The sequence below is a fragment of the Nocardia sp. CNS-044 genome, from assembly GCF_059570515.1.
Genome location: NZ_JCANSX010000001.1, coordinates 15926 through 37927 on the forward strand (window position 1 = coordinate 15926; position 22002 = coordinate 37927).

The window sequence follows — 22002 nt, forward strand, 5'->3', positions numbered from 1 at the left end:
AGGCGGGTACGGCGCCGCCGAACGCCGCCGGATCAGGGCCTTTCTGGCCGGTCTCGGGCTGACCGAGCATCAACTGCTGGAACCGCTGGCGGCGGAGCTGCGCCAGCGCGGCTGCCGTCCGCGCCAGGCTTGGCGACTCGCCAACGAACTGACCCAGAGCGCCGTCGCCGACCACTACAACCGGATCACCGACAACCCCCAGGCCACCATGCGGGCGAGCCGGATCTCCGAGTACGAGGCCTGGCCCGCGACCGGCGCGTCCGTTGCCCGGCCGACTCTCCGCGTGCTCGAAGTCCTCTCGACCATCTACGGAACCAGCTGGGAACAACTGGTCGATCTCGCCGATCTCGAACTGATGCCCGCCGCCGAACGCCTCGAATTCCAGAAGGCCGTCGCCCGTCGCTCCGACGACCGGACGCGTCCATCGGTCAGCACCGGCCTACCGCCGGAGGTCCCGCATTTCACCGGCCGCGCGGGGCCCAAGAAGGAGCTGCGCGATCGTGTCCAGCGGCATCTGCGCGGCGAGGGGCCCGCGGTGCACGTCATCGACGGACTCACCGGCATCGGAAAGACCGCGCTGGCCCGCTATGCGGTGGTGGCCTTCGCCGAGCACTACCCGGACGGCACGATCTGGGCGGACCTGCACGGCCATACGGTCGGGCGCGATCCCCGCCTGGCCACCGACGTGCTGGAACAGCTGCTGCTCGAGATCGAGATCCCGCGCGAACGGATCATGGACGATCTCACCGGGCGAGCCACGCAGTGGCGGGCCGCCATGCACCAGCGCCGCATGCTCATCGTGTTCGACAACGTGCTCGACAGCGCGCAGGTGCGACTACTGCTGCCGCAGGCCCCCGGCTGTCTCGTCCTGATCACCAGCCGCGGAAAGCTCACCGGTCTCGCCGAGGCGGCGCCGCTCCATCTGGACGTGATGGGCTGGCGCGAAGCCGAGGAATTGCTGGTGAAGCTGGGCAATCTGCCGTCGCGATACAACCGCGACGCGGTCCGCCAGATTCTGGAGACATCGGGCCGACTGCCGCTGGCGATCCGACTGATCGGCGGCCAGATCGCGCACCACGGCGTAGATCTGCTCGCCGAGAGCGCGGCCGAATTCGCCACCAGGGCAGAGGAACTCAAGGCCACCCAGGGCCCGCAAGAATTCGGGGAATCGGTCGCCGCCTACATCCTGGACCGGTTCGCCGCCGAGGACGAATCCCTGCGCGCCGCCTTCGAGACTTCTTACCAGCGACTGCAAACGCCTGCGCAGCGCCGCGGGGTGCGGATGCTCGGCTGGTTCCCCGGGCCGGAGATCACAGCGGAATCGCTGGCCACGATGGCGAAGACGACACTCGGCGAGGCCAAGACGCTGATCAGGCAGATGTTCGAAGCGGGGTTCCTCGACCCGGCCGAGGGCGGGCCCGGCGGCTCGCGCTACCGGATGCACGACCTGACCCGGCTGCTCGCCCGGCTGCACGCGGAACGCGACGCCGCGCCCGGCGAACACGCGGTCGTGCTCGAGCGCCTGATCGCCGCGGGCCTCGCGGTGGCCCGCCGCGTCGGCCCGCAGCGTTCGTCCGTCTCGCGGTGGGGTCCCACCTATCCGGCCGCGAACGGGGGCGGCAGTGCGGTGGAGCAGGCGGTGGCCTGGCTGACCAGAGAGCGGGAAATGCTGCTCGGCTGCATCGGCGCCACCGGACCCACCGTCGCGGCCGCCGAACTCGCCATCCTGCTCGGGACCGATCTGTTCGGCGAGGGCCACTGGTCGGACGCGCAGTGGCTCTACCTTCGAGCGCTGGACATGGCCACCGCACTCGCGGACCCGGCCATCGAGTGCGACGCGCTCAACGGCCTCGGCCATGTGGAGCGAATGGCCTGCGCGTATCGCACCGCGCACGACTATTTCGAACGGGCTCTGACCATCGCGCGCGACCTCGGCGATCCGGAGCGGCTGGCCGTGACCATCTGGGGCTATGCCGAAGTGATCCGGCGTACCGGCGATTTCGAACGGGCCAGGCAGAACTACTCCGACGCCGCTGTCATCGCGCTGCGCACCGGGAACGCCAAACTGCACGGCGACGCGGTGCGGGGCCAGGGACACATCGAACGAATGACCGGAAACCATGTCGCCGCGCAACGGCACTATCAGGAGGCGCTGCGGATCGCGCGGCGGATCGGCGACCGCGCTGGCGAATGCTGGTCGCTGTGGGGACTCGGCAATATCGCCCGGAAGTCCGGTGAATACGACTCCGCACGTAGGGATTTCATCGACGCGTACCGCATCGCGGCGGACATCAACGATGCCCTCTGCCAGGTCGACACGCTACGCGGCCTCGGTCACGTCGAACGCCGTTTCGGCGAATACGAATCGGCGCGTGACTATTACGCGAAATCGCGCGAACTGGCCCAGCGGATCCGCGACCCGCACGGCGAGGCGGACGCGTTGCAGAGCCTGGGGAATGTGCTCGCCGACATGGGCAGCGACGCGGAAGCTCGCGACAACCTCTGCGCCGCGCTGGCACTGTACGAACAATTGGGTGTACAACTGACCGAACGAACTCGCGCCGATATCGGCAGGTTCGACTGCCGGTGAACGGCTCCGCTCGCCGGACGCGAACGGCAGAGTTGCGGTCACCGTTGTGATATTTCATTGCCTTCAGCCCTGTTTCGCCTGGTCAGCACGATGAGTCGGCCGGAAGAATCCGCCCGCGGAAATGGATCGCTTCGCATGGCCCGCCCGTGACATCGTTGAGGGCAGTGGACGAAAGGAGCCGCGGCGACCGAAAGGAGTTCGCGCGATGGCGATTACCGCTACCGAATGGCTGATAACGAGTGACGTCGCACTGGAGGCGGCGTTCCGGGTGGACGTTCCGGAACCGAGCAGGGGTCGCTGGGTGTTGTCCTACCTCCCGACCGACTGGCGGGTGACGAGGGAGCAGGCGCTGGTCGGCGTCGCGCTCGCGGAGATGATCCTCTTGGACCAACCGCATTCGGGGGAGTACTTCGACCTCGAAGTAGGCCGACTGCACGCCGCGCAGCTCGGGCTGACGCTGCACGAGGTCATGTGCTTGCTCGCGCTGCGTGCCGACGGGAACGCCGACGCGCTGTGGTGCCCGCCGAACGACGCGGGCCATTGCGACCCCGCGCCCACCGTCGCGGAGGGGACGGCAGTGTCCGCGGTCTGACGACGGGATCGGGCAGCCGACCCGATCCCGTTGTCGCCCAATGCTTCACCGAGCCTTGGCGATGAGGGCGGTTTGGGCGCGCGCCACGGCGCGGCCCACCGCTTCCTCGTCCACCGTGCGCACCTTCCCGTCGCGCACCACCTCGCGGCCGTTCACGATCAGGGCGGCCAGCGGGGGCGGGGAGCCGAGGATCAGCGCGGTGACGGGGTCGTCGATGCCCGCGTGGGCCGGGGTGTCCATGCGCCAGAGGGCCAGGTCGGCGAGCTTTCCGGGTTCGAGCGAGCCGATCTCGGCGGCGCGGCCGAGGACCCGCGCGCCGCCCATGGTGGCCAGCTCGAGCGCGGTCCGCACGGTCATCGCGCGCGGGCCGTTGGCGACGCGGGAGTAGAGCAGGGCGTTGCGTGGCTCCTCGATCATCGAGCCCGCCTCGTTGCTCGCGGCGCCGTCGACGCCGAGTCCGACCGCGACGCCCGCGGCGAGCAGATCGGGAACCCGGGCGATGCCCGCGCCGAGGCGTCCGTTGGACGTGGGACAGTGCGCGACGCCGGTGCCGGTGCGGGCGATGGTGGCGATCGCGGCGTCGTCGAGGTGGACGGCGTGCGCGTACCAGACGTCCGCGCCGATCCAGTCGAGCCGCTCCAAATACTGTGCGGGAGTGCAGCCGTGGGTGGCGGCGCAGTAGTCCTGTTCGTCCATGGTTTCGGCCAGGTGGGTGTGCAGGCGCACCCCTTCGGCCCTGGCCAGTGCGGCGGACTCGCGCAACAGGTCGGCCGTCACCGAGAACGGTGAACACGGCGCGAGCGCGATCCGGACCATGGCGTCGAAGGAGGGGTCGTGCCAGCGCGCGATCGCGTCGGCGCTCGCGGCGAGTATGGCGTCCAGCGATTCGACCACGGAGTCGGGCGGCAGACCGCCCGCGCTCGCGCCGAGGTCCATGGCCCCGCGACAGGGATGGAAACGCAACCCGACCGTCGCGGCCGCGGCGATCTCCGCGCCGAGCAGGTCACCACCGTCGCGCGGGAACAGGTAGTGGTGGTCGGCGGTCGTGCTGCACCCGGTGCGCGCGAGGGCGGCCAGCGCGCCGGTGGCGGCGATCCGCACCGATTCCTCGTCGATGCCCGCCCAGATCGGATAGAGCGCGGTCAGCCAGTCGAACAGGCTCTCGTCGGCGGCCAGGCCCCTGGTGATCCACTGGTAGAGGTGGTTGTGGGTGTCGACAAGGCCGGGAGTCAGCAGGCAGCCGCGGCCGTCGATGCGCGGGGCGTCCACCTCGGGCGCGTCGCCCGGCCCGACCGCGCCGATCCGGTTGCCGTGCACCACCACGTGGCCGCGCCGATACTCGGTGCCCGCCGCGTCCACGGTGGCCACCGCGCAGCCGTCGATCACCAGGGTCGCCGCCTGGCTCACGGCGCCCACGCCTGCCCGGCGTCCGGCGCGTCCGCGCGCGCCACGGTCGCCTCGATGAGGCCGTACGGACGGTCGGCCGCGTAGTACACCTCGCCGCGGTTCTCGATGCCGAATCCGGCCAGGTCGTAGTCGAAGTGGTGCTTGTTGGGCGCGCTGAGGCGGATCTCGGCCAGTACCGGGAACGCCTCCAGCACCGCCTTGCCCATCTCGAACAGCGTCTGCTGCAAGGCTTTCGAATAGTGCGTGGCGAAGACCGCCACCAGCCGCGCACGGATCCCGGCGTAGGTCGCGTCCCAGTCCACGCCCTCGGTGTCGGCGAAGCGCCAGCGCGCGAACAACGAGGTGGCAAGCATGCGATCGCGGGTCGGCTCCAGCACGGTGAACTCGTCGGTGAGGAAGTCGGCGAATTCCGAATCCGTCGACTTCAGGATGATCAGATCCTTGACGCCGCCGATCACCCAGGCGCGCTGGGAATCTCCCGTACCGGCCACGGTGATCCGCGCGGTGCGGACCTCGGGACCCTGCCGCGTCCAGGTGAAGTCGTGCTCGGCGCCGTCGACCGAGACCCGTTGCCAGGCATATTCGTCCACCTCCACGGTGGCGCTGTCGACCGGCTCGATGTCGTCGACGAAATGCCGGGCCAGCGCCAGCGCGTAATCCTCGACGGGTTGCAGGCCGGGCTTCTTCGCGTAGGCGTAGGCGGTCTGCTTCTGGCTGTCGGTGGGCAGCACCTTGGACTGGTCGCCGGCGGTGTAGGCGGCGGCGAAATCCCCGCGCAGCACCGTGGAGACGTTCACGTCGCGGATCTCGTGGCGCGGGCCGTCGCGGTAGATCCGGACGATCCGGTTCTCCGCCTTGCCGTATCGGTTGTCGGACAGCACGATCGGGCCGGACAGTGTCATGTTCAGCTCCCTCGGTAGGTGGAGAAGGCGAACGGCGAGAGCAGCAGCGGGACGTGATAGTGCCGCTCTTCGGCGACCACGAACGCGATGGAGACCTCCGGGTAGAACGTGTCGATTCGCTGGTGCCCGAAGTACGTTCCGGTGTCGAAGACGATGCGGTAGACGCCCGGTGCGAGATCGGCTCCCAGGCCGTCGATCCGGCCGTCGTCGTCGGTCGCGCCCGCGCCCAGCAGCGCGTCGCCGGAATACAGGGTGACCGCCAGGTCGACTGCTGGCACACCGCGCACCGCGTCCAGCACATGCGTACTCAAAGTACTCATGCCTGCACCTCGCCCAACAATCGCCGCAGCCGGATTCGGTTGATCTTCGCCAATTCGGTTCGCATCACAGCCCTTTCGGTAGCCGGATCGTTGTGCAGCCGAGCGGTGAGCAGGTCGAGCAGTTCCGCGCCGGATCTGCCGGTCGCGCAGACGAGATACCGGTGACCGAAGCGCTGTTCGTAGGCGCGATTGCCTTCGGCCAGCGCCGCGCGCACCGAATCGGCCGCCTCCGCCACCCCGGACTGCTCCCGGGCCGAGTCCGCGCTGTCCGTCCGGTCGCCGATGCGCGGATGCCCGGCAAGCGCGCGGTCGATCTCGTCCTCGGGAAGGGCGGCGAGCACGGCGTCGGCTGTCTCGTACAGGCGCTCGGCGCTGCGGTACGGCCGCCCGGCGAGCACTCCGCGAACCCAGGCGGGCGAGGCACAACAAGCCAGCAACGCGTCGGTGGCCGCCGCGTTGGACAGCGCGTCGAATCCGGTGATTCCGGCCGCCTCGTCCGTCACCGAACCAGCATCGAATACAGCGAGCCCGCGCGCCACCAGAAGGACGGAGATCACCGTCGGCGTGTCGGACGACCGCGCCTGCCGTCGCCCTCCGAGCCAAGGCGCGGGCTCGCCTCTCGCGGTTACGCCGCACCCCAGCTGTCCGGCACTTTCCGGTAACCCACCGGCAACTCGCGCGGTCTAGCGTGGGACTCGTGGCTGCATCGGATCACGCCGGGAATGCTCCGGTCGCCCGCGCGGGTTGCGCGGGCATCGTGCTCGCCGCGGGCGCGGGCACCCGCTACGGCCGCCCCAAGGCGCTGGCCGAGGGCGGCGCCTGGCTGCGCGCCGCGGTGCGCGCACTGCGGGACGGCGGCTGCGATCCGGTCATCGTGGTGCTCGGAGCCACCGGACCCGCACCGGAGACGGTCGATCTGCCCCCGGACGCGGTGCCCGTCTGGGCGCCCGACTGGGCGACCGGCATCGGCGCCTCACTACGGGCCGGGCTGCGCGCTGCGGAGCGGACCCGGGCGCGAGCCGTCGCGATCATGCCGGTGGACACCCCCGACGTCGGCGCCGACGTCGTCGCGCGGGTACTCGCGGCGGAGCGGGCGGCGCCGAGCGGGCTGGCCCGCGCTGTGTTCCATACCACACCCGGCCACCCCGTTGTGATCGACCACAAGCACTGGACCTCGGTGCATGCGGAAGCCGTAAGAGATTCGGGAGCGCGTACCTATTTGTCCAGTAGAGACGATATGGTGTGCGTCACGTGCGACGATTTGGCGACGGGAAGGGATCATGACTTCCCGGCCTCGACGCACGCTGATCGGAGCGGAAACTGATGCGCGACATCGTCGATGACCTCATGCGGGTATGGCACTCGGGCCGGATCGGTGGCCTGGCCACCGTCGTGCGGACCGTGGGTTCGGGGCGGCTGCCGGTGGGCACAGCGATGCTGGTCGACGCCAACGGCGCCGTCTACGGATCCGGACTGGGCGGCTCGGTGGAGGCCGCGATGCACGAGGCCGCGGTGACCGCGGCGCGCACCGGGCAGCGCGCCATGCACCGCCTACCCGTGCCGCCCGGCGAACCAGGCATGGAGGCGGGCGGCATGATCGACGTCTTCGCCGAGCCGTTCTCCCGGCGGGACTTTCCCGAATTCCCCACTGTCGCATCCGAAATCGCGGCGCACCGGCGAGTTACGGTGTTCACCGTGGTATGGAACCCAGACCCCGACGTGATCGGCCAGCACCTGATCACCGGCCAGCGGCACAACACCGAACTGGTGGCGCTGCCCGAATCGGACGTGTTCATCTCGTCCTTCGCACCGCCGCCGCGGCTGATCATCTTCGGCGCCAACTCCTACGCCGCGGCACTGACCGTGCAGGCCCGACTGCTCGGCTACCGCGTCACCATCTGCGATTCGCGCGAGGAGTTCGCCACGCCCGACGCCTTCCCCGGCGCCGAAGTGGTGGTGGACTGGCCGCACCGCTACCTGAACACCCTGTCGGCAGCGGGCGAAATCGACTCCACCACAGGCATTGTCGTACTGGCGCACGATCCGAAGTTCGAAATCCCGTTGCTCACAGTGGCTCTGCGCTTACCGGAGCTCGGCTACCTCGGCGCGGCGGGCTCGTACTCGGCGCACGCACGGCGCCTGGACGACCTGCGGGCGGGCGGTTTCGACGAGACGACGCTGTCGCGCCTGCACTCCCCCGCGGGCCTGGACGTCGGCGCGCGCACGGCGGCCGAAACCGCCGTGGCCATCGCCGCCGAACTGCTGGCCGCCCGGTCGGGGCGATCGGGGCGTCAGCAGTCCGGGAACGCCGAGGTGATCCACGCAGAGCAGGCGTTCGGCGCCAGGGCCACCGTCGGCTTGTGACGGGCGCTCAGCCCTTCAGGCCGGGGTTCTCCGCGTAGACCTCGCGCAACACCGAGAGGTCGAACAGCTGGTCGGCCTCGATGTCGATCTTCGCGGTGCGCAGCGCGGCGATGTTCTGTTCGATCAGCGCGTCGGTCATGGTGAGCAGACCGTTCGCGGCGGTGTCGGCGGAGACCACCAGGTCGTTCTGCGCGATGGCCTCCTCGGTCTGCTCGGCCAGGTCGAGGTTCAGGTCCTTGCCGTACGTCTCGACCGCGAGGCGCGCCGATTCGGCCGGTGCGGCGACCGCGTCCTTCCACCCTCTGATCTCCGCCGTGAGGAACGCCTTCAGCTTCTCGCGCTCGTTGTCGATGGTGGACTGCTTCACCGTGAGCGTCTCCGCGACCAGCGGCAGGCCGAAATCGGCGAACAAGAAGTGCGCGTTCGGAAAACCCTTGGCGGCGAGGGTGATCGGCTCGTTCGTCACGTAACTGACCCAGCCGTCCACCTCGCCGTTGGCCAGCGGCGTCGGGTCGAACTGCGCGGGCACGATGGTCACATCGCCTGGCTTCATGCCATTGGCGGTCAACAACGCGGTGAAGATGAGCTGATTGGTGTCCTGCACGCCGATCTTGCGGCCCTTCATGTCCTGCGGGGAGTTGATGGGCTTGGCCGCGGAGCTGACGATCGCGAACGGATTCTTCTGGTAGGTGGTCGCGACGATCTTGGCGGGCAATCCCTCGAGGATCGCGGGCGCGGTGGTCTGCGGCGCCGAGAGCCCGAGCCACACCTTTCCGGTGTCGAGACCGGCCTCCACCGACGTGCTCGCCGCGCCGCCCGCCAGCAGATTCACCGAGCCGAACCCCGCCTCCCGGAAATAGCCGCGGGAATCGGCGAAATACTCGCCCGCGAATTCGATGTTCTTGATCCAGGACAGCTGGATCGCCACGGTGCCGAAGCGGGAGCCGTCCGGGATGGAACCACTCGACGAGCCGCCCGCGTCGTCGCCGCAGGAGGCGAGCGCGCCGACGCCGCCGAGTGCGGCTCCCGTGAGTGCCGAATAACGAAGAAAGGACCTGCGGTTCAGGTTCGCCCCGAACGAAGAGCGTTGCGCGGGTGTCATGGGCTGAATTTAGGGGGATTCGGTTTCGTTTTCTTTGCTTTCAGGTTCCCAATACCGAATCGCGACGATCAGTCGCGTCCGGCATCGGGGCCGAACCGGGCCAGCACCAGGTTCTCGACGACGCCCACGATCGCGTACAGCAGCACCGACACCAAGGTGACGATCACGATGGACGCCCACAGCTCGTTGTACCGGAACGTGGGTATCGCGCGGATCAGGCTCGCTCCGAGACCTGTTCCGCTGCCGAGCCATTCGCCGATCAACGCACCGATGAGCGCCCCCGGCACCGAGATTCGCGCGGCCGCGAACACGGCGGGCAGCGCTGCGGGCATTGCCACCATCCGCAGCGCCGTCCAACGCGAACCGCCGTACGCCGCAATCAGTTCCATCGCCTGGCGGGGCGCGCTGCGCAGTCCGGTCGTGATCATCACCAGGGCCGGGAAGAGCACGACGATCGCGGCCATCACGGTCACCCCGCCCACCCCGCGGCCGAATACCAGCACGATGATCGGCGTGAGCGCCACCAGCGGCACCGAACGCAGCAGCATCGCCACCGGCATGAACGTGTGCTCCACGGTGCGGAACGACACGAACAGGGCGGCGAGCGCGATGGCCGCCGCCATGCCGACGCCGAAGCCGAGCGCCGCGTCGCGCAGCGTGATCTGGAGGTTGTCGAGGATGGCCGCGCGCGCTTGCGGCGCGCCGGGCGAGGTGACCAGATAGCGCCACACATCGCCGGGAGTCTTGCCCACCCGCGGACCCACCTGCGGGAAGGCCGCCAGGAACCCCCACCAGATGACCAGCATCAGCAGCAGCGAGGTGACGAGCGGGAACAGGAACGCGCCGAGGCGACGCAGGACGGTCATCGCACCTCCTCCCCGGTCCATGGCGTGACCAGCCGCGCCACCAGCGCCACGATCGCGTAGCCGAGACCGGCCAGCGCGGCGGCGGCCAGCGCCATCCCCCAGGTACGCGGCACGTTGTAAGCGGTCTGCGCGGCGGTCAGCGCGACGCCGATCCCGCTGTCCACGCCGCCCAGATACTCCCCGATGATCGCGCCGAGCACGGCCGAGGGCGCGGCGATCTTCAGCGCCGCGAACGTATTCGGCAGCGCGGCGATCAGCTGAACCCGGTACAGCCGTTGCCAGCGCCCGCCGCCGTAGGCGCGCACCAGCTCCAGGCTCGTCCGATCGGCCGAGCGCAGACCGGCGAGGGTGCCGACCATCGTGGTGAAGAAGCAGTACATCGCGGCGAGGAACACTGTCGGCGTGCGTCCACCGAAGACGACCAGAATGATCGGGCCGAGCGCGAGCAGCGGCGTGCAGTAGGACAGGATCGCCAGCTGGGTGGCCAGCGATTCGAATTGCGGGATCAGCGCCACCGTGACCGCGAGGCCGATGGCCAGCGCGTTGCCCCAGAGGAAGCCCTTCAGCGCGCCGATCGCGGTGATCTCGAAGTTCGGGCCGTACAGCTGCCAGCCGTCGACATACATCGTGTGCACAACCCGCCACGGACTCGGGATGGTGCCGCCCGCGAGGCCGAGCGCCGCGGCGAGCCACCACACCCCGACGAGGCCGAGGATGCCGAGCAGCCCGCCGAGCCGCTTCACGACGCACCGCCCGTGTCGGGGGCTTGGACGCCGCGTTCGAAAGCGACGCCGCCCGCACCGGTCTTGCCGAACAGCAGTTCGGAGAGATAGTCGGACAACTTGTGGAATTCCGGGGTGCGCATCATCTCCGGCAGGCGCGGCCGCGGCAGATCGATCTCCACCAGCTCGAGCACGCGGCCCGGGCGCGGGCTCAGCACCGCCACCACGTCGGAGAGGAAGACCGCCTCGGCGATGCCGTGCGTGACCATCAACGTGGTCGCGGGCTTCTCCGTCCAGATCCGCAGCAACTCCAGATTGAGCTTCTGCCTGGTCATGTCGTCCAGCGCGCCGAAGGGCTCGTCGAGCAGCAGCACAGTCGGCTGCACGACCAGCGCACGCGCGATGGACACGCGCTGCCGCATGCCGCCGGACAGCTGCGCGGGTTTGGCCTTCTCGAAGCCCTCCAATCCCACCAGCGCGACGAGGTCGGCGATCTGCGCGGGATCCGGTTTCAGACCGGCCACCTGCAACGGCAGCTTGATATTGGATTCCACCGAGCGCCACGGCAGCAACGCCGCATCTTGGAACGCGATGCCGAGTTCGTGGCGGCCACGCAGTTGCGCGGGCGTCTGGCCGTCGATCAGCGCGGTGCCCGCGGTCGGCTCCTCCAATCCGGCCAGAATCCGCAGGACGGTGGACTTTCCGCAGCCGGAAGGACCGAGGAGCGACAGGAACGCGCCCTGCTCGGTGTGCAGATCCACGCCGTCCAGCGCGTGCACCGTGCGCCGCCCGGCACGGAAGGACTTGCTCAGCCCGCTGATGTGGATACCGGTCCCCCCGGCGTGCTCGGTGTTCATTCGGTCACGATAGAAGGGCTCGATTGCACCGACATTGCGATTCGCGTGGCCAGATTGCGCAATCGTTACGCGCCGAGGGTATTTCGCGGACGGGTGGCCGACCGTGCACCAGACGAGCGCCGCCCGGGTTGGGACCTTTCGTATCACGCCGAGCGAAACCCGCTCCTCGCGGATGAGATCGCGCCTCCTGCTCGTTGCACACCAGGTGGACCCGCTCAGCATCCTGCTCGACGCCGAACTGCACATCGCGGGCTCGGCCATCCTCTGGCGCGAGATCATCGGCAACGGGTTCGGGCTGGCCGCCGCGGTGGGCGGCATGCGGCGGCGGGTGTGGGCGTGGCCGGTGGGCATCGCGGGCAACGCGCTGCTTTTCACCGTCTTCGTCGGCGGCGTCTTCAATACACCGCAGCAGCTGAACATGGCCGGGCAGGCGGGGCGGCAGCTGATGTTCATCGCGGTCAGCGTGTTCGGGTGGTGGCAGTGGCATCGGCACGCCCGCCTCGAAACCGGGCTGGAGCACCGCGGCGTGGTGCCGCGCTGGGCCAGCGCCCGCGAACGATGGCTGCTTGTCGCCGCCATGCTCCTCGGCACGGCCGGTTTCGCGCAGCTGTTCGCCTGGATCGGCTCCTACGGCCCGTGGGCGGAGGCCTGGATCTTCACCGGCTCGGTGCTCGCCACCTACGGCATGGCCCGCGGCTTGGCCGAGTTCTGGTTGATCTGGATCGCCGTCGACATCGTCGGCGTCCCGCTCCTGCTGAAGGCGGGCTACTACCCCTCCGCCACCCTCTACCTCGTCTACGCGGGCTTCGTCGCCTGGGGTTTCGCCGTCTGGGTCCGCACCATGCGCACCGAATCGCGGCCCGCCGCATCCGTACCCGTGGGGGCGACACACGTCCCGTCCGACTGATCACGCGGGAATCGCCGCCCTGGTTCAGGGCCAGTGCAAGCACGACGTCCGTGGCGGCGTGCTGGGCGCGGAGAACTCATCACGTCCGCATGCCGCTCCGAACTACACGAGGTCCACGCGGACGCCTGCGGCGCGGATGGCGGCGACGGCGGAGGCTTCGGCGTGCGTGTCGGTGACGAGGACGTGGACCTGGTCGATGCCGCAGATGCGGGCGAGGGCGGAGCGTTCGAGTTTGTCGGAGGTCGCGACCACCATGACGTGGCCGGAGCGGCGCACCATCTCGGTGGTCACGCCCGCCTCGTCGATGTGCCTGCACTGCGCGCCGCCCTCGGCGGAAATCGCGTTCACGCCGAGAATCACCGTGTCCAAACGCAATTCGGCTAGGGCGCGCTCGGCCAGCGGGCCGTGCAGTTCGTAGGACTCCCGGCGCGCCACCCCGCCGAGACAGATGGTGCGCAGGTGCGGGCGCAGCACCATCTCGCCCGCGATGTTGAGCGCGTTGGTGACGATGGTGAGCTGATCGTCACCGGAATTGGCCAGATCCGTGCGACCCGCGAGCGCCCTCGCCACCGCCGTGGTGGTGGTGCCGCCGTTCATGCCGACCACCGCGGTCGGGTCGACCAGCGCGGCGGCGTGCTCGGCGATGCGCTGTTTGGCCTCGCCGCCGGTCTGGCGGTAGCGGGCGGGCAGGTCGTAGGCGACCGTCGTCGCCACGACCCCGCCGTGGGTCCGGGTGGCGAGCTGCTGTTCGGCCAGCGCGGTGAAATCGCGGCGCACGGTCGCGGGCGACACCTGGAGCCGCTCGGCGGCCTCCTCCACGGAGAGCCGCCCCGATTCGGCGAGCAGCTCGAGCAGCCGGTTCCACCGCTGCGGACGATCCGTCGGTCCGGTCATCTCACACCGCCCCGACCCGGACGACGTGCCGTTTCTGCATGCACGCGAACAATCTGACCACAGCCACGATGCCAAACCGTAGAGATTCCACGCGCCGGTTGCCAACGTGGACCGCGCGCGGACTCACGGCGCGGCGAGTCCGGAATTGACCACGTAGGCGATTTCCTCGCAGATGTCGTCCAGCGAGATCCGCGCGTCCGGCTGGGTGGTCTGCACCAATTCCTGCGCCAACGAGTTCACCGCGCCGATCACCGCGAGCGCGAACAGGTCGAAGCGCCGCGGTTTGGTCTCGCCGCGCTCGACGGCGCGCTCGGCCTCGGCCATCAGCATCGAGGAGATACGCCCGCGCTGTTCCCTGCGCCATTCCTCCACCGCTTCGCTGACCCCGACCACTTCGACGTAGCAGACCCGCGCGGTTCGCCGGTCGGCGCAGGTCACTTCGAGGTAGGCACGGAAACCGGCGGTCACCCTGCTCGACAGCGGCTCGTTCGCGGTGCGCGCCAGCGCCTCCGCGGCACGGTCGATGGCCTGCATGGTGATTCGATCCACCAGGGCGATCAGCAGCGCCTCGCGGCTGCCGACATCCTCGTAGAAGCTGCGCGTGGAGACATTCGCGAGGGTGCACAGGCGCTCGATGGAGGTGGTCGCGTACCCCTGGGTGCCGAACAATTCCAGGGCCGAGTCGATCAACCTGGTCCGCCGCTGCGCCACCCGCTGCTCCTTGGACAGGCCCGCGTAATTGCGGCCGTCCTTGGGAGCGCCGTCCTGCCGTGCCACCAATCGATGCTACCGCCGCGGGGGCCTGCCGGCGGGGGCTCGAGAGTAGGGCGATGTCGGTGCCCGGGGTACCTTCCTCGACGCTCGGCTGCGTGACAACTGCTCACTTCACGCTGCCAGCGGTCAATCCCGCGACCAACCGCTTCTCGATGAGCGCGAACAGGATCACCACCGGCACGATGCCGACGGTGGAGATCGCGAACACGTACTGCCATGCGGTGTCGTACTGGCCGACGAACTTGGTCAGCGCCACCGAAAGCGGCTGATTCTCCGGCGTGGTCAGCACCACCAGACTGGCCGCGAACTCGTTCCAGCAGGCGACGATCGTGAAGATGGTCGCGGTGACGATGCCCGGCCAGACCAGCGGCAGACTGACCTTGGTCAGGATCTGCCAGCGGTTCAACCCGTCGAGCTGGGCCGCCTCCTCGATCTCCACCGGGATCGCGGCGAAGAAGCTGTGCAGGATCCACACCGCGAACGACAGGTTGAACGCGGCGTTCACCAGGATCATGGCCAGCCAGGTGTCGTTGATGCCCAGCGCGAAGAACTGCCGGATCAGGCCGGTCACCAGCACCGTGGGCTGCAACATCTGGGTGATCAACACCAGACCGAGGAACACCGCGCGTCCCGGAAAACGGTGCCGCGCGGTGTGATACGCGGCCGGGATGGCGACGAGCAGCACGAGCACCGTGGCGCTCACCGCGATGACGACGGTGCTGACCATGTTGAACGGCAGCGGCGTCTCGGGGGTGTCCCACATCGTCGCGTAGTTGTCCGGATGCCAGGTCTGCGGCAGATAAGTCGGTGGGATGCGCAGGATCTCGGCCCGGCTCTTCAGCGAGCCGAGCACCATCACGACGAACGGCGTCAGGAAGATCAGCGCGATCACGACGCCGATCGCCGTCAACTCCCAGCGACGACGCTTCGCCCTTACCGGCGCTTCTTTCGTCGCGGTGGTGGTGTTTCGGTGCGGCACGCGAATCTCGGTCTCGGCGGTCATGCGTCGACCTCCCGCGTCGGCCGGACCAGTTTCACGTAGATCGCGATGATCACCACGATCAGCGCGAAGTTCAGCACGCTCATCGCGGCGGCGGTGTCGATCTGCTGGTTCTGCCGGATCAGCTTGAACGTCAGCGTCGTCGTGGTGTCCGCGGAGAAACCCGCGATGCTGCCGGTGATCACCTGCAGAATCGGCAGCGAATTGAACACGTTGATGATGTTGACGACGGTGGCGACCGCGATGGCCGGGCGCAATTGCGGCAGCGTGAGGTGGCGGTACCGCTGCCACGGACCCGCGCCGTCGACCCGGCCCGCCTCCACGATCTCGGCCGGAATCGATTGCAGCCCAGCCAGAATCGTGTAGGTGGTGAACGGTATCGAGACGAACACCGCGACGCCGATCGCCACCAGGAAGGCCTGTGTCGGCTGCTTGGTGAACCCGTAACCGCGATCGAGCAGCCCGATGTCGACGAGGAACCGGTTGGCGATGCCGACGTCGGGATCGAGCATGTAGTAGAAGATCGTCGTCGTCATCACCACCGAGGCGGCCCACGGCACCAGGATCGCCATCCGCACGGCGGTGCGGCCGGGGAAGTCCTTGTTCAGGAACTGGGCGAGCCCGGCCGAGAGCACCAGGGTGATCAGCACGACGCTGACCACCCACACCACGGTGTGCGCGAGCACCGTGCCGAGTTCGCCGATGTCGAACAGGGCGCGGAAGTTCGCCAGCCCGGCGGGCCCGCGGTCCTGACCGTAGGCGCTGAGGTCCCTGGTGCTGGTCCACAGCATGTAGCCGACCGGAAACGCGACGATCGCCACGATCAGCAGCAGGGCGGGCCCGAGCCACGGGACCGCCCTCAGCATCGCATTGCGCCGCACGCTATTTCGCGGCTTCCTGAATGCGGGTCAGCACCTGCGCCGGGTCCGCGCCCTGCGCGATGGTGCCCATCTGCTGGCGGATGGCGCCCTGCGCCGCAGCCCATTTCGGGTTGTTGCTCGGGTAGAACTTGGCCACCGGAAGCGTCGCGGCGAACGCCTTGGTGACCGGGTCCTGCGCCAGTTCGGCCGCGCCGCTCTGGGTGATCGGGATGAAGCCTTCGTGCTTCACGAAATTCGCGTACACGCTCGCGGAGTAGAAGTGATCGAGGAGCTTTTTGATCGTCTCGGTCTTCCCGCCGTCCTTCTTGAAAGCCATCAGGTGATCGGCGACGCCGAGGGTCACCGGCTGGCCGGACTTGGTCGGCGACGGCGCGGTCGCGTACTTCAGCTCCGGATTCTTCGCGGCGATCTGGCCGATGGTGGGCGGCAGGCCCTCGATCATCCCGACCTTGCCCTGGATGAAGGCGTTGATCACGTCCTTGCGGTCGGTCGCGCCCGGATTAGGTTGTGTCGCATTGGCATCGATGAGCGTGCGCATCGCGCGCACACCCTCCAGGTTGGCCGGGGTGTCGACGGTGATCTCGCCGCCGTTGGACCAGTCGCCGCCCGCGCCGAAGGTCCAGATCGAAGTCTCGCCCTGCGCCTCCTCGCTGCCGAGCGGCAGACCGTAACCCGAGACGCCGTCGCCGAGCGCCTGGATCTTCGCCGCGGCCTCGGTCAGTTCGGTCCAGGTCTTGGGCGGCGCGGCGACACCGGCGCGCGCGAAAAGGTCGGTGTTGTAGAACAGCGTGCGGGTGGAGGCGAACAGCGGTAGCGCGTATTGGGTTCCGTCGAGCGAGGCGTTCTTCGCGAAGCCGGGCTGGATGTCGGCGAGCACCTGCGGCGAGACGATCTCCGCTGCTGGGTACAGCATTCCGTCGCCCGCGAAGCTGGCGTAGGCGTCGATGTTCAGGATGTCGGGCGTGGTGGACGGTGACTGGAGCTTGGTCCGCACCACGTCGTTGATCGAGTTCCAGGATTCCAGCTGGAGATTCACCTTCAGGCCGGGATTCTTCCGCTCGAAGTCGGCGATGATCCCGTCCCAGAGCGCCTTGGTTCCGGTGGCGCCGTCGCTGTAGACCGGGGCCAGGAAGTTGATCGTGGTGTCGGAGTCGGCGGAATCGTTGGAGCCGAAGCCGCACGAGGCGACCGCGACGGCGAGGCCGGTGGCCAGCGCGGCGCCCGTGAGCAGGCGGCGGAGTGGTCGTTTCACGAAGCGAACCTTTCGAATCTGCACCCCCGGCGCCTACCGACCGCCGATGATGAAGCAAAACGTGTCGACCGGTTGAATCTAGCGCGAATGGTGATCGAACATGACCATTTCGCGCAGATATTTGACATGAACGATCATCGAGACGATTCTGTTGTCGTGCCGTCCGCTGACCACGCCCCCGCATCCCACCTGGCCGTCGAAGTCGCCACCCAGCCCGACGACTGGGCGCGCTCCGCCGCGATCGCCGCCGAACACCGCGCCCTGCTGCCGCAACCCGGCGAACGCGTCGCTGTGATCGGCTGCGGCACTTCGCTGTTCATGTCTCGGGCCATCGCCGCGCTACGCGAGGAGGCGGGCCAGGGCCTGACCGACGCGTGGCCTGCCAGTCAGGTGCGCGGCGGCCGGGACTACGACCGCTATCTCGTCATCTGCCGATCGGGCACCACCACCGAAGTGGTGTCGGCGATGCGCGAGATCCCGTCACACGTCCCGGGCACGGTGATCTGCAGCAGCCCGGGCACCCCGGTGCTGGAGCTGGGCGATCCGATCCTCATCGACGAGGTCGACGAGAAGTCCGTGGTGCAGACCCGCTTCGCCACGACCACGCTGGCGATCCTGCGCTGGCATCTCGGCGAGGACCTCGGTCCCGCCGTCGAACAGGCGCGCGCCGTCCTGGCCGAAGATCCCGCCGAATCGCTGGCCGGGGTGCGCGGGGCCGAGCAGATCACGTTCGTCGGCATGGGTTTCGCGGGCGCGCTGGCCGAGGAGGCCGGGCTCAAACTGCGCGAATCCTGCCAGTCGTGGGCCGAGTCCTACCTCGCGACGGAGTACCGGCACGGCCCGATCAGCATCGCCGCCCCCGGCCGCGCGGTCTGGGCGCTCGGGCCGCTGATCCCGGATTTCGCCGCCGACGTCGCCGCCACGGGAGCGCACTTGGAACACCGCGACATCGATCCGATGGCGGAACTGGTCCGCGTGCACCGCCTTTGCGTCGCGCGCGCCGCCGACCTGGGCCTCGACCCCGACCACCCGCGCAGCCTGAACCGCTCGGTCGTCCTGGACCAGTGACCGGTACGCCGCCGTGTCCGCGCCCCCGCCCCGCATTCCGGAGCCGCCGACGACAAGGTTGCTGAGAGTAACTACGCTCCCGGAGATGGACACGCATCGCGTCGGCGGCAGCGCACCGGCGCCTGCGCCCGGCGCGGACTGCCGTGGGGCGGGCGGACGCGCCCTCGGTTCGGATCCGGCAGGTTCTGATGCCCTGACATTGGGCTTGGACGTCGGTGGCACCACCATCAAAGGTGAGATCGCCGACGCGTCCGGCACGATCCTCGCGTCGGGCACGGTGCCGACCCCGCGTGGCGAGGCGGCGTTCGAGGCGATGGGCGATCTCGGCGACAGCTTGCTCGCCGAATTGCCCGCGGATCTGCGCGACCGGCTCGGCCGGGCCGCCGTCCTACTGCCCGGCATCGTCGACACCGCACGATCGATCGCCGTCTTCAGCGGCAACGTCGGCTGGCGCGACGTGCACGTCGGCGACCGCTTCACCGGGCGCTGGGGCGTTCCGGTGTTGATCGAACACGATGTGGCCGTGGCGGGTTGGGCCGAATGGCGTTTCGGCGCGGGGCGCGATCACGGCGACGTTCTGGTGATCGTGCTGGGCACCGGCGTCAGCGGCACGCTCTCCGCCGGCGGCCGGTTGGTGCGCAGCGCCTTCGGGCAGGCGGGCGAATACGGCCACATTCCCGTGCGGTCCACCGACGGGTTGCGTTGTCCCTGTGGGAATGTCGGCTGCGTCGAAACTCTCGCCTCCGCCGCGGCCATCGCACGCAACTACGCCCGGTTGTCCGGGCGCGAGGTCAGCGGCGCGGCAGAGGTTTTCGGACGACTGCCGGGCGATCCCGACGCGGCGCGTGCGGTGGACGACGCCGTGGCCGCGCTCGCGGACGGACTGCTCGGCGTCGTCCATGCCGCCTGCCCCGAGCTCGTCGTGCTCGGCGGCGGGTTGGCCGGTGCGGGCGCCGCGCTCAGTGAACGATTGCAGGCGGCATTGGCGCAGCGTCTCCGGGTGGTGCCGGTGCCGAAGGTGGTGCTCGGCGAATTCGGCGCGCGGGCCGGGCTCGCGGGCGCCACGCTCTTCGCCCGGCACGGAGCACTGATATGACCGGGAGGCGCGACCCGGGACGCCCGGCCGAGACGCGATTCCGCCGAACACGAAGCGCTCATGCGAGCGGGCGCGGCCCAGCGCTCTCGACGGAGACGCGATATCTCCGGACACGAAGCCCGCGACGCGGCCCAAAACGCCCAACCGACATACGATTCCGCCGGGCACGAAGCGCTCATGCGAGCGGGCGCGGCCCAGCGCTCTCGACGGAGACGCGATACCTCCGGGCGCGAAGCCCTCATGCGAGCAACAAGCTAGGTGCGGACCAACGGACGGAGGCTCGATGACTGACAACTCCACCGGCCTGGAAATCCGCGGTCGTATCTTGTCGGCGTCGTTCGACTTGACCGACGGCGTGATCTCCGTACAGGGCGACCGGATCGTCGCGGTCCGGCCGATGACCGAATGGCTTGCCTTCCACCCGGATTCGGCCCCGCCGAAGTTCTCGGGCCTGATCGTCCCCGGCCTGGTGGACATCCACAACCACGGCGGCTTCGGCCATCGATTCGACACCGTGGACGCGGACGACGCGCGCGCGGCCGCCGAGTTCCACCACTCGCGCGGATCGACGACGGTGCTCGCCAGCGTGGTCACCGGTCCCGCGGCCGACATGGTCGCCCAGATCGCGACACTGCGCGCGCTCGCCGCCGACGGCACGATCGGCGGAATCCACGCGGAGGGACCGTTTCTCGCGGTCGCCCGCTGCGGCGCCCAGGACGTCCGCTACCTGCGCGACCCCGACCCAGGACTGACCGAAGAACTGCTGGCCGCCGCCGACGGATACCTGCGTGTCTGCACCATCGCGCCGGAGTTGCCCGGCTATGACGCGGTCGCGCGGCTCCTCACCGACAACGACGTGGTGATCTCCCTCGGCCACAGCGACACCGATTTCGCGCGCTTCCGGCAGGCGCTCGCCCCGACCGGATCGGCGCGGCTGGTGACCCACCTGGCCAACGGCATGCCGCCGCTGCACCACCGCAACGCGGGACCGGTCGCCGCGGCGCTGACGGCCGCCGTCCATGGCCACGCGGTGGTCGAGCTGATCGGCGACGGCGTGCACGTCGACGCCGGTTTCGGCGCGATGGTTTTCGCGGCGGCTCCGCGACAGGTCGCGCTGATCACCGACGCGATGCAGGCCGCGGGCATGCCCGACGGCGAATATCGGCTCGGGCCGCAGTCCGTCCGGGTGATCGACGGGGTGGCCAGGGTGGCCAACCGGTCGATCGCGGGCGGCACGGCGACTCTCGCGCAATGCCTTTCGTGGGCGGTCCGGGACTGCGGTGTGCCGCTGCCCGACGCGGTGCGCGCCGCGACCGCCGTACCAGCCGCCGCCGCCGGCCTGACCGACGTGGGCGATCTCCGGACCGACCAGTACGCCGACCTGCTGGTTGTCGATGACGACCTGCAGTTGCGCCGGGTGCTCAGACGTGGACAGTGGTTGACGTGATCCTCACTGTGACAATGAATCCCGCTTACGACATGACCTACCGGGTCGAGCGCTTCGAGCGCGGGCAGGCGCACCGTGTCCGCTCGGTCGAGCAGCGCATCGGCGGCAAGGGCATCAATGTGACGCGGGTGCTGAACCAGCTCGGCAAGTACGCGAGGGCGACCGGCTTCTCCGATCACGCCTTCGCCGCGGCCGCCGAGCTGGAGATGCCGGTCGACTTCGTGCACGCGCTGCCGTGGGTCCGGCGGACGGTGGTGATCAGCGAGTCCCGTGACGGCACCGCCACCGCGCTCTGGGAGCCCGGCGCCCGCGTCTCGAACCCGCACGCCGCCGAGCAACTAGCCATCCGGGTCGCGGGCCTGCTGCCCGACATCAACGGCCTTGTCGTCTCTGGATCGCTACCGGGCGGGATAGATCCCGGCCTACCCGCCGAGCTCGCCCGATCGGCGGTCGCGGCGGGGGTCCCGACCATCTGCGATGTGGACGGCGAGGCGCTGCGGCTGGCGGCGGAGGTTCCCGGTGTGGTGTTGATGCCGAACACCGAAGAGCTGGAGCGTCTTTCCGGTCGCACGCCGACTACGCCGGAGGAGGTGGTTGCGGCCGCCCGCCCGCTGATCGATCGCGGCGTGCGAGCCGTCGTCGCCACCCGCGGCGCCGAGGGCATGATCGCGGTGACGGCCGACGGGGCGTGGTTCGCGACGCTGCCCGAGCCGCTGGCCGGAAACCCCACCGGCGCGGGCGATTCCGCCGCCGCGGCGGTGATCGCTGCGCTGTCCACCCGCGCGGAACCCGACTGGGCGGCCATCCTCACCGACGCCGTGGCCACCGCGGCGTCGGCCGTCGTCATCCCGGTCGCCGGGGAGATCGACCGCTGCCTGCGCACCCGCCTGGCACCGACCGTCCGGGTCGACAAGCTCGCCGCCCCGGAATCCGAAGAGACCACGCCATGACCGCGGAGACC

Annotated in this window: 22 protein-coding genes and 1 pseudogene; 10 read left to right on the forward strand and 13 right to left on the reverse strand. The window is 69.4% G+C overall.

Features of this window, described 5'->3' with window-relative positions; genetic code table 11:
- Positions 1-355 precede the first annotated feature (355 nt).
- The 3 genes and pseudogenes from T333_RS00065 to T333_RS00075 form a co-directional block, all read left to right on the forward strand.
- Positions 356-877 (forward strand): annotated as a pseudogene (locus T333_RS00065) (NB-ARC domain-containing protein); the annotation flags it as partial.
- 1203 nt (positions 878-2080) lie between these two features.
- Complete coding sequence (locus T333_RS00070; protein WP_496423419.1) at positions 2081-2590, forward strand: tetratricopeptide repeat protein; 510 nt, start codon at positions 2081-2083, stop codon at positions 2588-2590.
- 205 nt (positions 2591-2795) lie between these two features.
- Complete coding sequence (locus tag T333_RS00075; RefSeq protein ID WP_496423337.1) at positions 2796-3182, forward strand: hypothetical protein; 387 nt, start codon at positions 2796-2798, stop codon at positions 3180-3182.
- Positions 3183-3227: 45 nt separating this feature from the next.
- Here T333_RS00075 and T333_RS00080 read toward each other — a convergent pair whose 3' ends face one another.
- The 4 genes from T333_RS00080 to uraD are packed head-to-tail and all read right to left on the reverse strand — an operon-like array spanning position 3228 to position 6314.
- Complete coding sequence (locus T333_RS00080) at positions 3228-4598, reverse strand: 8-oxoguanine deaminase (protein ID WP_496423338.1); 1371 nt, start codon at positions 4596-4598, stop codon at positions 3228-3230.
- Positions 4586-5491, reverse strand: a complete 906-nt coding sequence (pucL, locus tag T333_RS00085) for a factor-independent urate hydroxylase (protein WP_496423339.1) — start codon at positions 5489-5491, stop codon at positions 4586-4588. The genes T333_RS00080 and pucL overlap by 13 nt, the downstream gene beginning before the upstream one ends.
- Positions 5492-5493: 2 nt before the next feature.
- Positions 5494-5811, reverse strand: coding sequence for a hydroxyisourate hydrolase (uraH, locus tag T333_RS00090; RefSeq protein WP_354998776.1), 318 nt, complete (start codon positions 5809-5811; stop codon positions 5494-5496).
- The gene (gene uraD / locus T333_RS00095) at positions 5808-6314 is read right to left on the reverse strand and encodes a 2-oxo-4-hydroxy-4-carboxy-5-ureidoimidazoline decarboxylase (protein WP_496423340.1); all 507 of its coding nucleotides are present in this window, start codon (positions 6312-6314) and stop codon (positions 5808-5810) included. Before uraD ends, uraH begins: the two co-directional genes overlap by 4 nt.
- 194 nt (positions 6315-6508) lie before the next feature.
- Here uraD and T333_RS00100 point away from each other — a divergent pair, with 194 nt between their 5' ends.
- Together T333_RS00100 and T333_RS00105 are read left to right on the forward strand one after the other, a co-directional pair.
- Positions 6509-7135 (forward strand): nucleotidyltransferase family protein, encoded by a 627-nt coding sequence (locus tag T333_RS00100; protein WP_354998775.1) that lies wholly within the window; start codon positions 6509-6511, stop codon positions 7133-7135.
- Positions 7135-8175: an XdhC family protein gene (locus T333_RS00105; RefSeq protein WP_354998774.1), complete on the forward strand. Its 1041-nt coding sequence runs from the start codon at positions 7135-7137 to the stop codon at positions 8173-8175. The genes T333_RS00100 and T333_RS00105 overlap by 1 nt, the downstream gene beginning before the upstream one ends.
- A 7-nt stretch (positions 8176-8182) precedes the next feature.
- On the opposite strand, the gene T333_RS00110 is transcribed toward T333_RS00105, so the two are convergent.
- The 4 genes from T333_RS00110 to T333_RS00125 all read right to left on the reverse strand — a co-directional run bounded on the left by T333_RS00110 (position 8183) and on the right by T333_RS00125 (position 11722).
- On the reverse strand, positions 8183-9277 hold the full coding sequence (locus tag T333_RS00110; RefSeq protein WP_354998773.1) for an ABC transporter substrate-binding protein: 1095 nt from the start codon (positions 9275-9277) through the stop codon (positions 8183-8185).
- 68 nt (positions 9278-9345) lie between these two features.
- The gene (locus tag T333_RS00115) at positions 9346-10143 is read right to left on the reverse strand and encodes an ABC transporter permease (protein WP_357254353.1); all 798 of its coding nucleotides are present in this window, start codon (positions 10141-10143) and stop codon (positions 9346-9348) included.
- Entirely contained in the window at positions 10140-10886 is a 747-nt protein-coding gene (locus T333_RS00120; protein ID WP_357254355.1) for an ABC transporter permease, read from the reverse strand. Before T333_RS00120 ends, T333_RS00115 begins: the two co-directional genes overlap by 4 nt.
- The gene (locus T333_RS00125; RefSeq protein WP_496423341.1) at positions 10883-11722 is read right to left on the reverse strand and encodes an ABC transporter ATP-binding protein; all 840 of its coding nucleotides are present in this window, start codon (positions 11720-11722) and stop codon (positions 10883-10885) included. Before T333_RS00125 ends, T333_RS00120 begins: the two co-directional genes overlap by 4 nt.
- 205 nt (positions 11723-11927) lie before the next feature.
- On the opposite strand from T333_RS00125, the gene T333_RS00130 reads away from it, so the two are divergent.
- Complete coding sequence (locus T333_RS00130; RefSeq protein ID WP_496423420.1) at positions 11928-12629, forward strand: nicotinamide mononucleotide transporter family protein; 702 nt, start codon at positions 11928-11930, stop codon at positions 12627-12629.
- A 102-nt stretch (positions 12630-12731) separates the two neighbouring features.
- Here T333_RS00130 and T333_RS00135 read toward each other — a convergent pair whose 3' ends face one another.
- From T333_RS00135 to T333_RS00155, 5 genes are all read right to left on the reverse strand, one after another.
- On the reverse strand, positions 12732-13523 hold the full coding sequence (locus tag T333_RS00135; RefSeq protein ID WP_354998769.1) for a DeoR/GlpR family DNA-binding transcription regulator: 792 nt from the start codon (positions 13521-13523) through the stop codon (positions 12732-12734).
- A gap of 123 nt (positions 13524-13646) precedes the next feature.
- Positions 13647-14300, reverse strand: coding sequence for a TetR/AcrR family transcriptional regulator (locus T333_RS00140; protein WP_496423342.1), 654 nt, complete (start codon positions 14298-14300; stop codon positions 13647-13649).
- Positions 14301-14403: 103 nt separating this feature from the next.
- Positions 14404-15300, reverse strand: a complete 897-nt coding sequence (locus tag T333_RS00145) for a carbohydrate ABC transporter permease (RefSeq protein ID WP_354998767.1) — start codon at positions 15298-15300, stop codon at positions 14404-14406.
- The gene (locus tag T333_RS00150; RefSeq protein WP_496423343.1) at positions 15297-16163 is read right to left on the reverse strand and encodes a carbohydrate ABC transporter permease; all 867 of its coding nucleotides are present in this window, start codon (positions 16161-16163) and stop codon (positions 15297-15299) included. The genes T333_RS00145 and T333_RS00150 overlap by 4 nt, the downstream gene beginning before the upstream one ends.
- A 16-nt stretch (positions 16164-16179) precedes the next feature.
- Positions 16180-17430 carry an extracellular solute-binding protein gene (locus T333_RS00155; RefSeq protein ID WP_496423344.1) on the reverse strand — a complete coding sequence of 417 codons (1251 nt, stop codon included), beginning with the start codon at positions 17428-17430 and terminating at the stop codon, positions 16180-16182.
- Between the two features lie 156 nt (positions 17431-17586).
- Here T333_RS00155 and T333_RS00160 point away from each other — a divergent pair, with 156 nt between their 5' ends.
- The 4 genes from T333_RS00160 to T333_RS00175 all read left to right on the forward strand — a co-directional run bounded on the left by T333_RS00160 (position 17587) and on the right by T333_RS00175 (position 21991).
- Positions 17587-18498: an SIS domain-containing protein gene (locus tag T333_RS00160; RefSeq protein ID WP_496423345.1), complete on the forward strand. Its 912-nt coding sequence runs from the start codon at positions 17587-17589 to the stop codon at positions 18496-18498.
- Between the two features lie 85 nt (positions 18499-18583).
- Positions 18584-19594, forward strand: coding sequence for an ROK family protein (locus tag T333_RS00165; RefSeq protein ID WP_496423346.1), 1011 nt, complete (start codon positions 18584-18586; stop codon positions 19592-19594).
- 283 nt (positions 19595-19877) lie between these two features.
- The gene (locus T333_RS00170; protein WP_496423347.1) at positions 19878-21041 is read left to right on the forward strand and encodes an N-acetylglucosamine-6-phosphate deacetylase; all 1164 of its coding nucleotides are present in this window, start codon (positions 19878-19880) and stop codon (positions 21039-21041) included.
- Positions 21038-21991 (forward strand): 1-phosphofructokinase, encoded by a 954-nt coding sequence (locus T333_RS00175; RefSeq protein WP_496423348.1) that lies wholly within the window; start codon positions 21038-21040, stop codon positions 21989-21991. Before T333_RS00170 ends, T333_RS00175 begins: the two co-directional genes overlap by 4 nt.
- The last annotated feature ends 11 nt before the right edge of the window (positions 21992-22002 follow it).

Coding starts and splice junctions, on each gene's coding strand:
- T333_RS00075 (WP_496423337.1), top strand. CDS start 2,796: ATGGCGATTACCGCTACCGAATGGCTGATAACGAGTGACGTCGCACTG.
- pucL (WP_496423339.1), bottom strand. CDS start 5,491: ATGACACTGTCCGGCCCGATCGTGCTGTCCGACAACCGATACGGCAAG.
- uraH (WP_354998776.1), bottom strand. CDS start 5,811: ATGAGTACTTTGAGTACGCATGTGCTGGACGCGGTGCGCGGTGTGCCA.
- T333_RS00105 (WP_354998774.1), top strand. CDS start 7,135: ATGCGCGACATCGTCGATGACCTCATGCGGGTATGGCACTCGGGCCGG.
- T333_RS00110 (WP_354998773.1), bottom strand. CDS start 9,277: ATGACACCCGCGCAACGCTCTTCGTTCGGGGCGAACCTGAACCGCAGG.
- T333_RS00115 (WP_357254353.1), bottom strand. CDS start 10,143: ATGACCGTCCTGCGTCGCCTCGGCGCGTTCCTGTTCCCGCTCGTCACC.
- T333_RS00125 (WP_496423341.1), bottom strand. CDS start 11,722: ATGAACACCGAGCACGCCGGGGGGACCGGTATCCACATCAGCGGGCTG.
- T333_RS00135 (WP_354998769.1), bottom strand. CDS start 13,523: ATGACCGGACCGACGGATCGTCCGCAGCGGTGGAACCGGCTGCTCGAG.
- T333_RS00145 (WP_354998767.1), bottom strand. CDS start 15,300: ATGACCGCCGAGACCGAGATTCGCGTGCCGCACCGAAACACCACCACC.
- T333_RS00150 (WP_496423343.1), bottom strand. CDS start 16,163: ATGCTGAGGGCGGTCCCGTGGCTCGGGCCCGCCCTGCTGCTGATCGTG.
- T333_RS00165 (WP_496423346.1), top strand. CDS start 18,584: ATGGACACGCATCGCGTCGGCGGCAGCGCACCGGCGCCTGCGCCCGGC.
- T333_RS00170 (WP_496423347.1), top strand. CDS start 19,878: ATGACTGACAACTCCACCGGCCTGGAAATCCGCGGTCGTATCTTGTCG.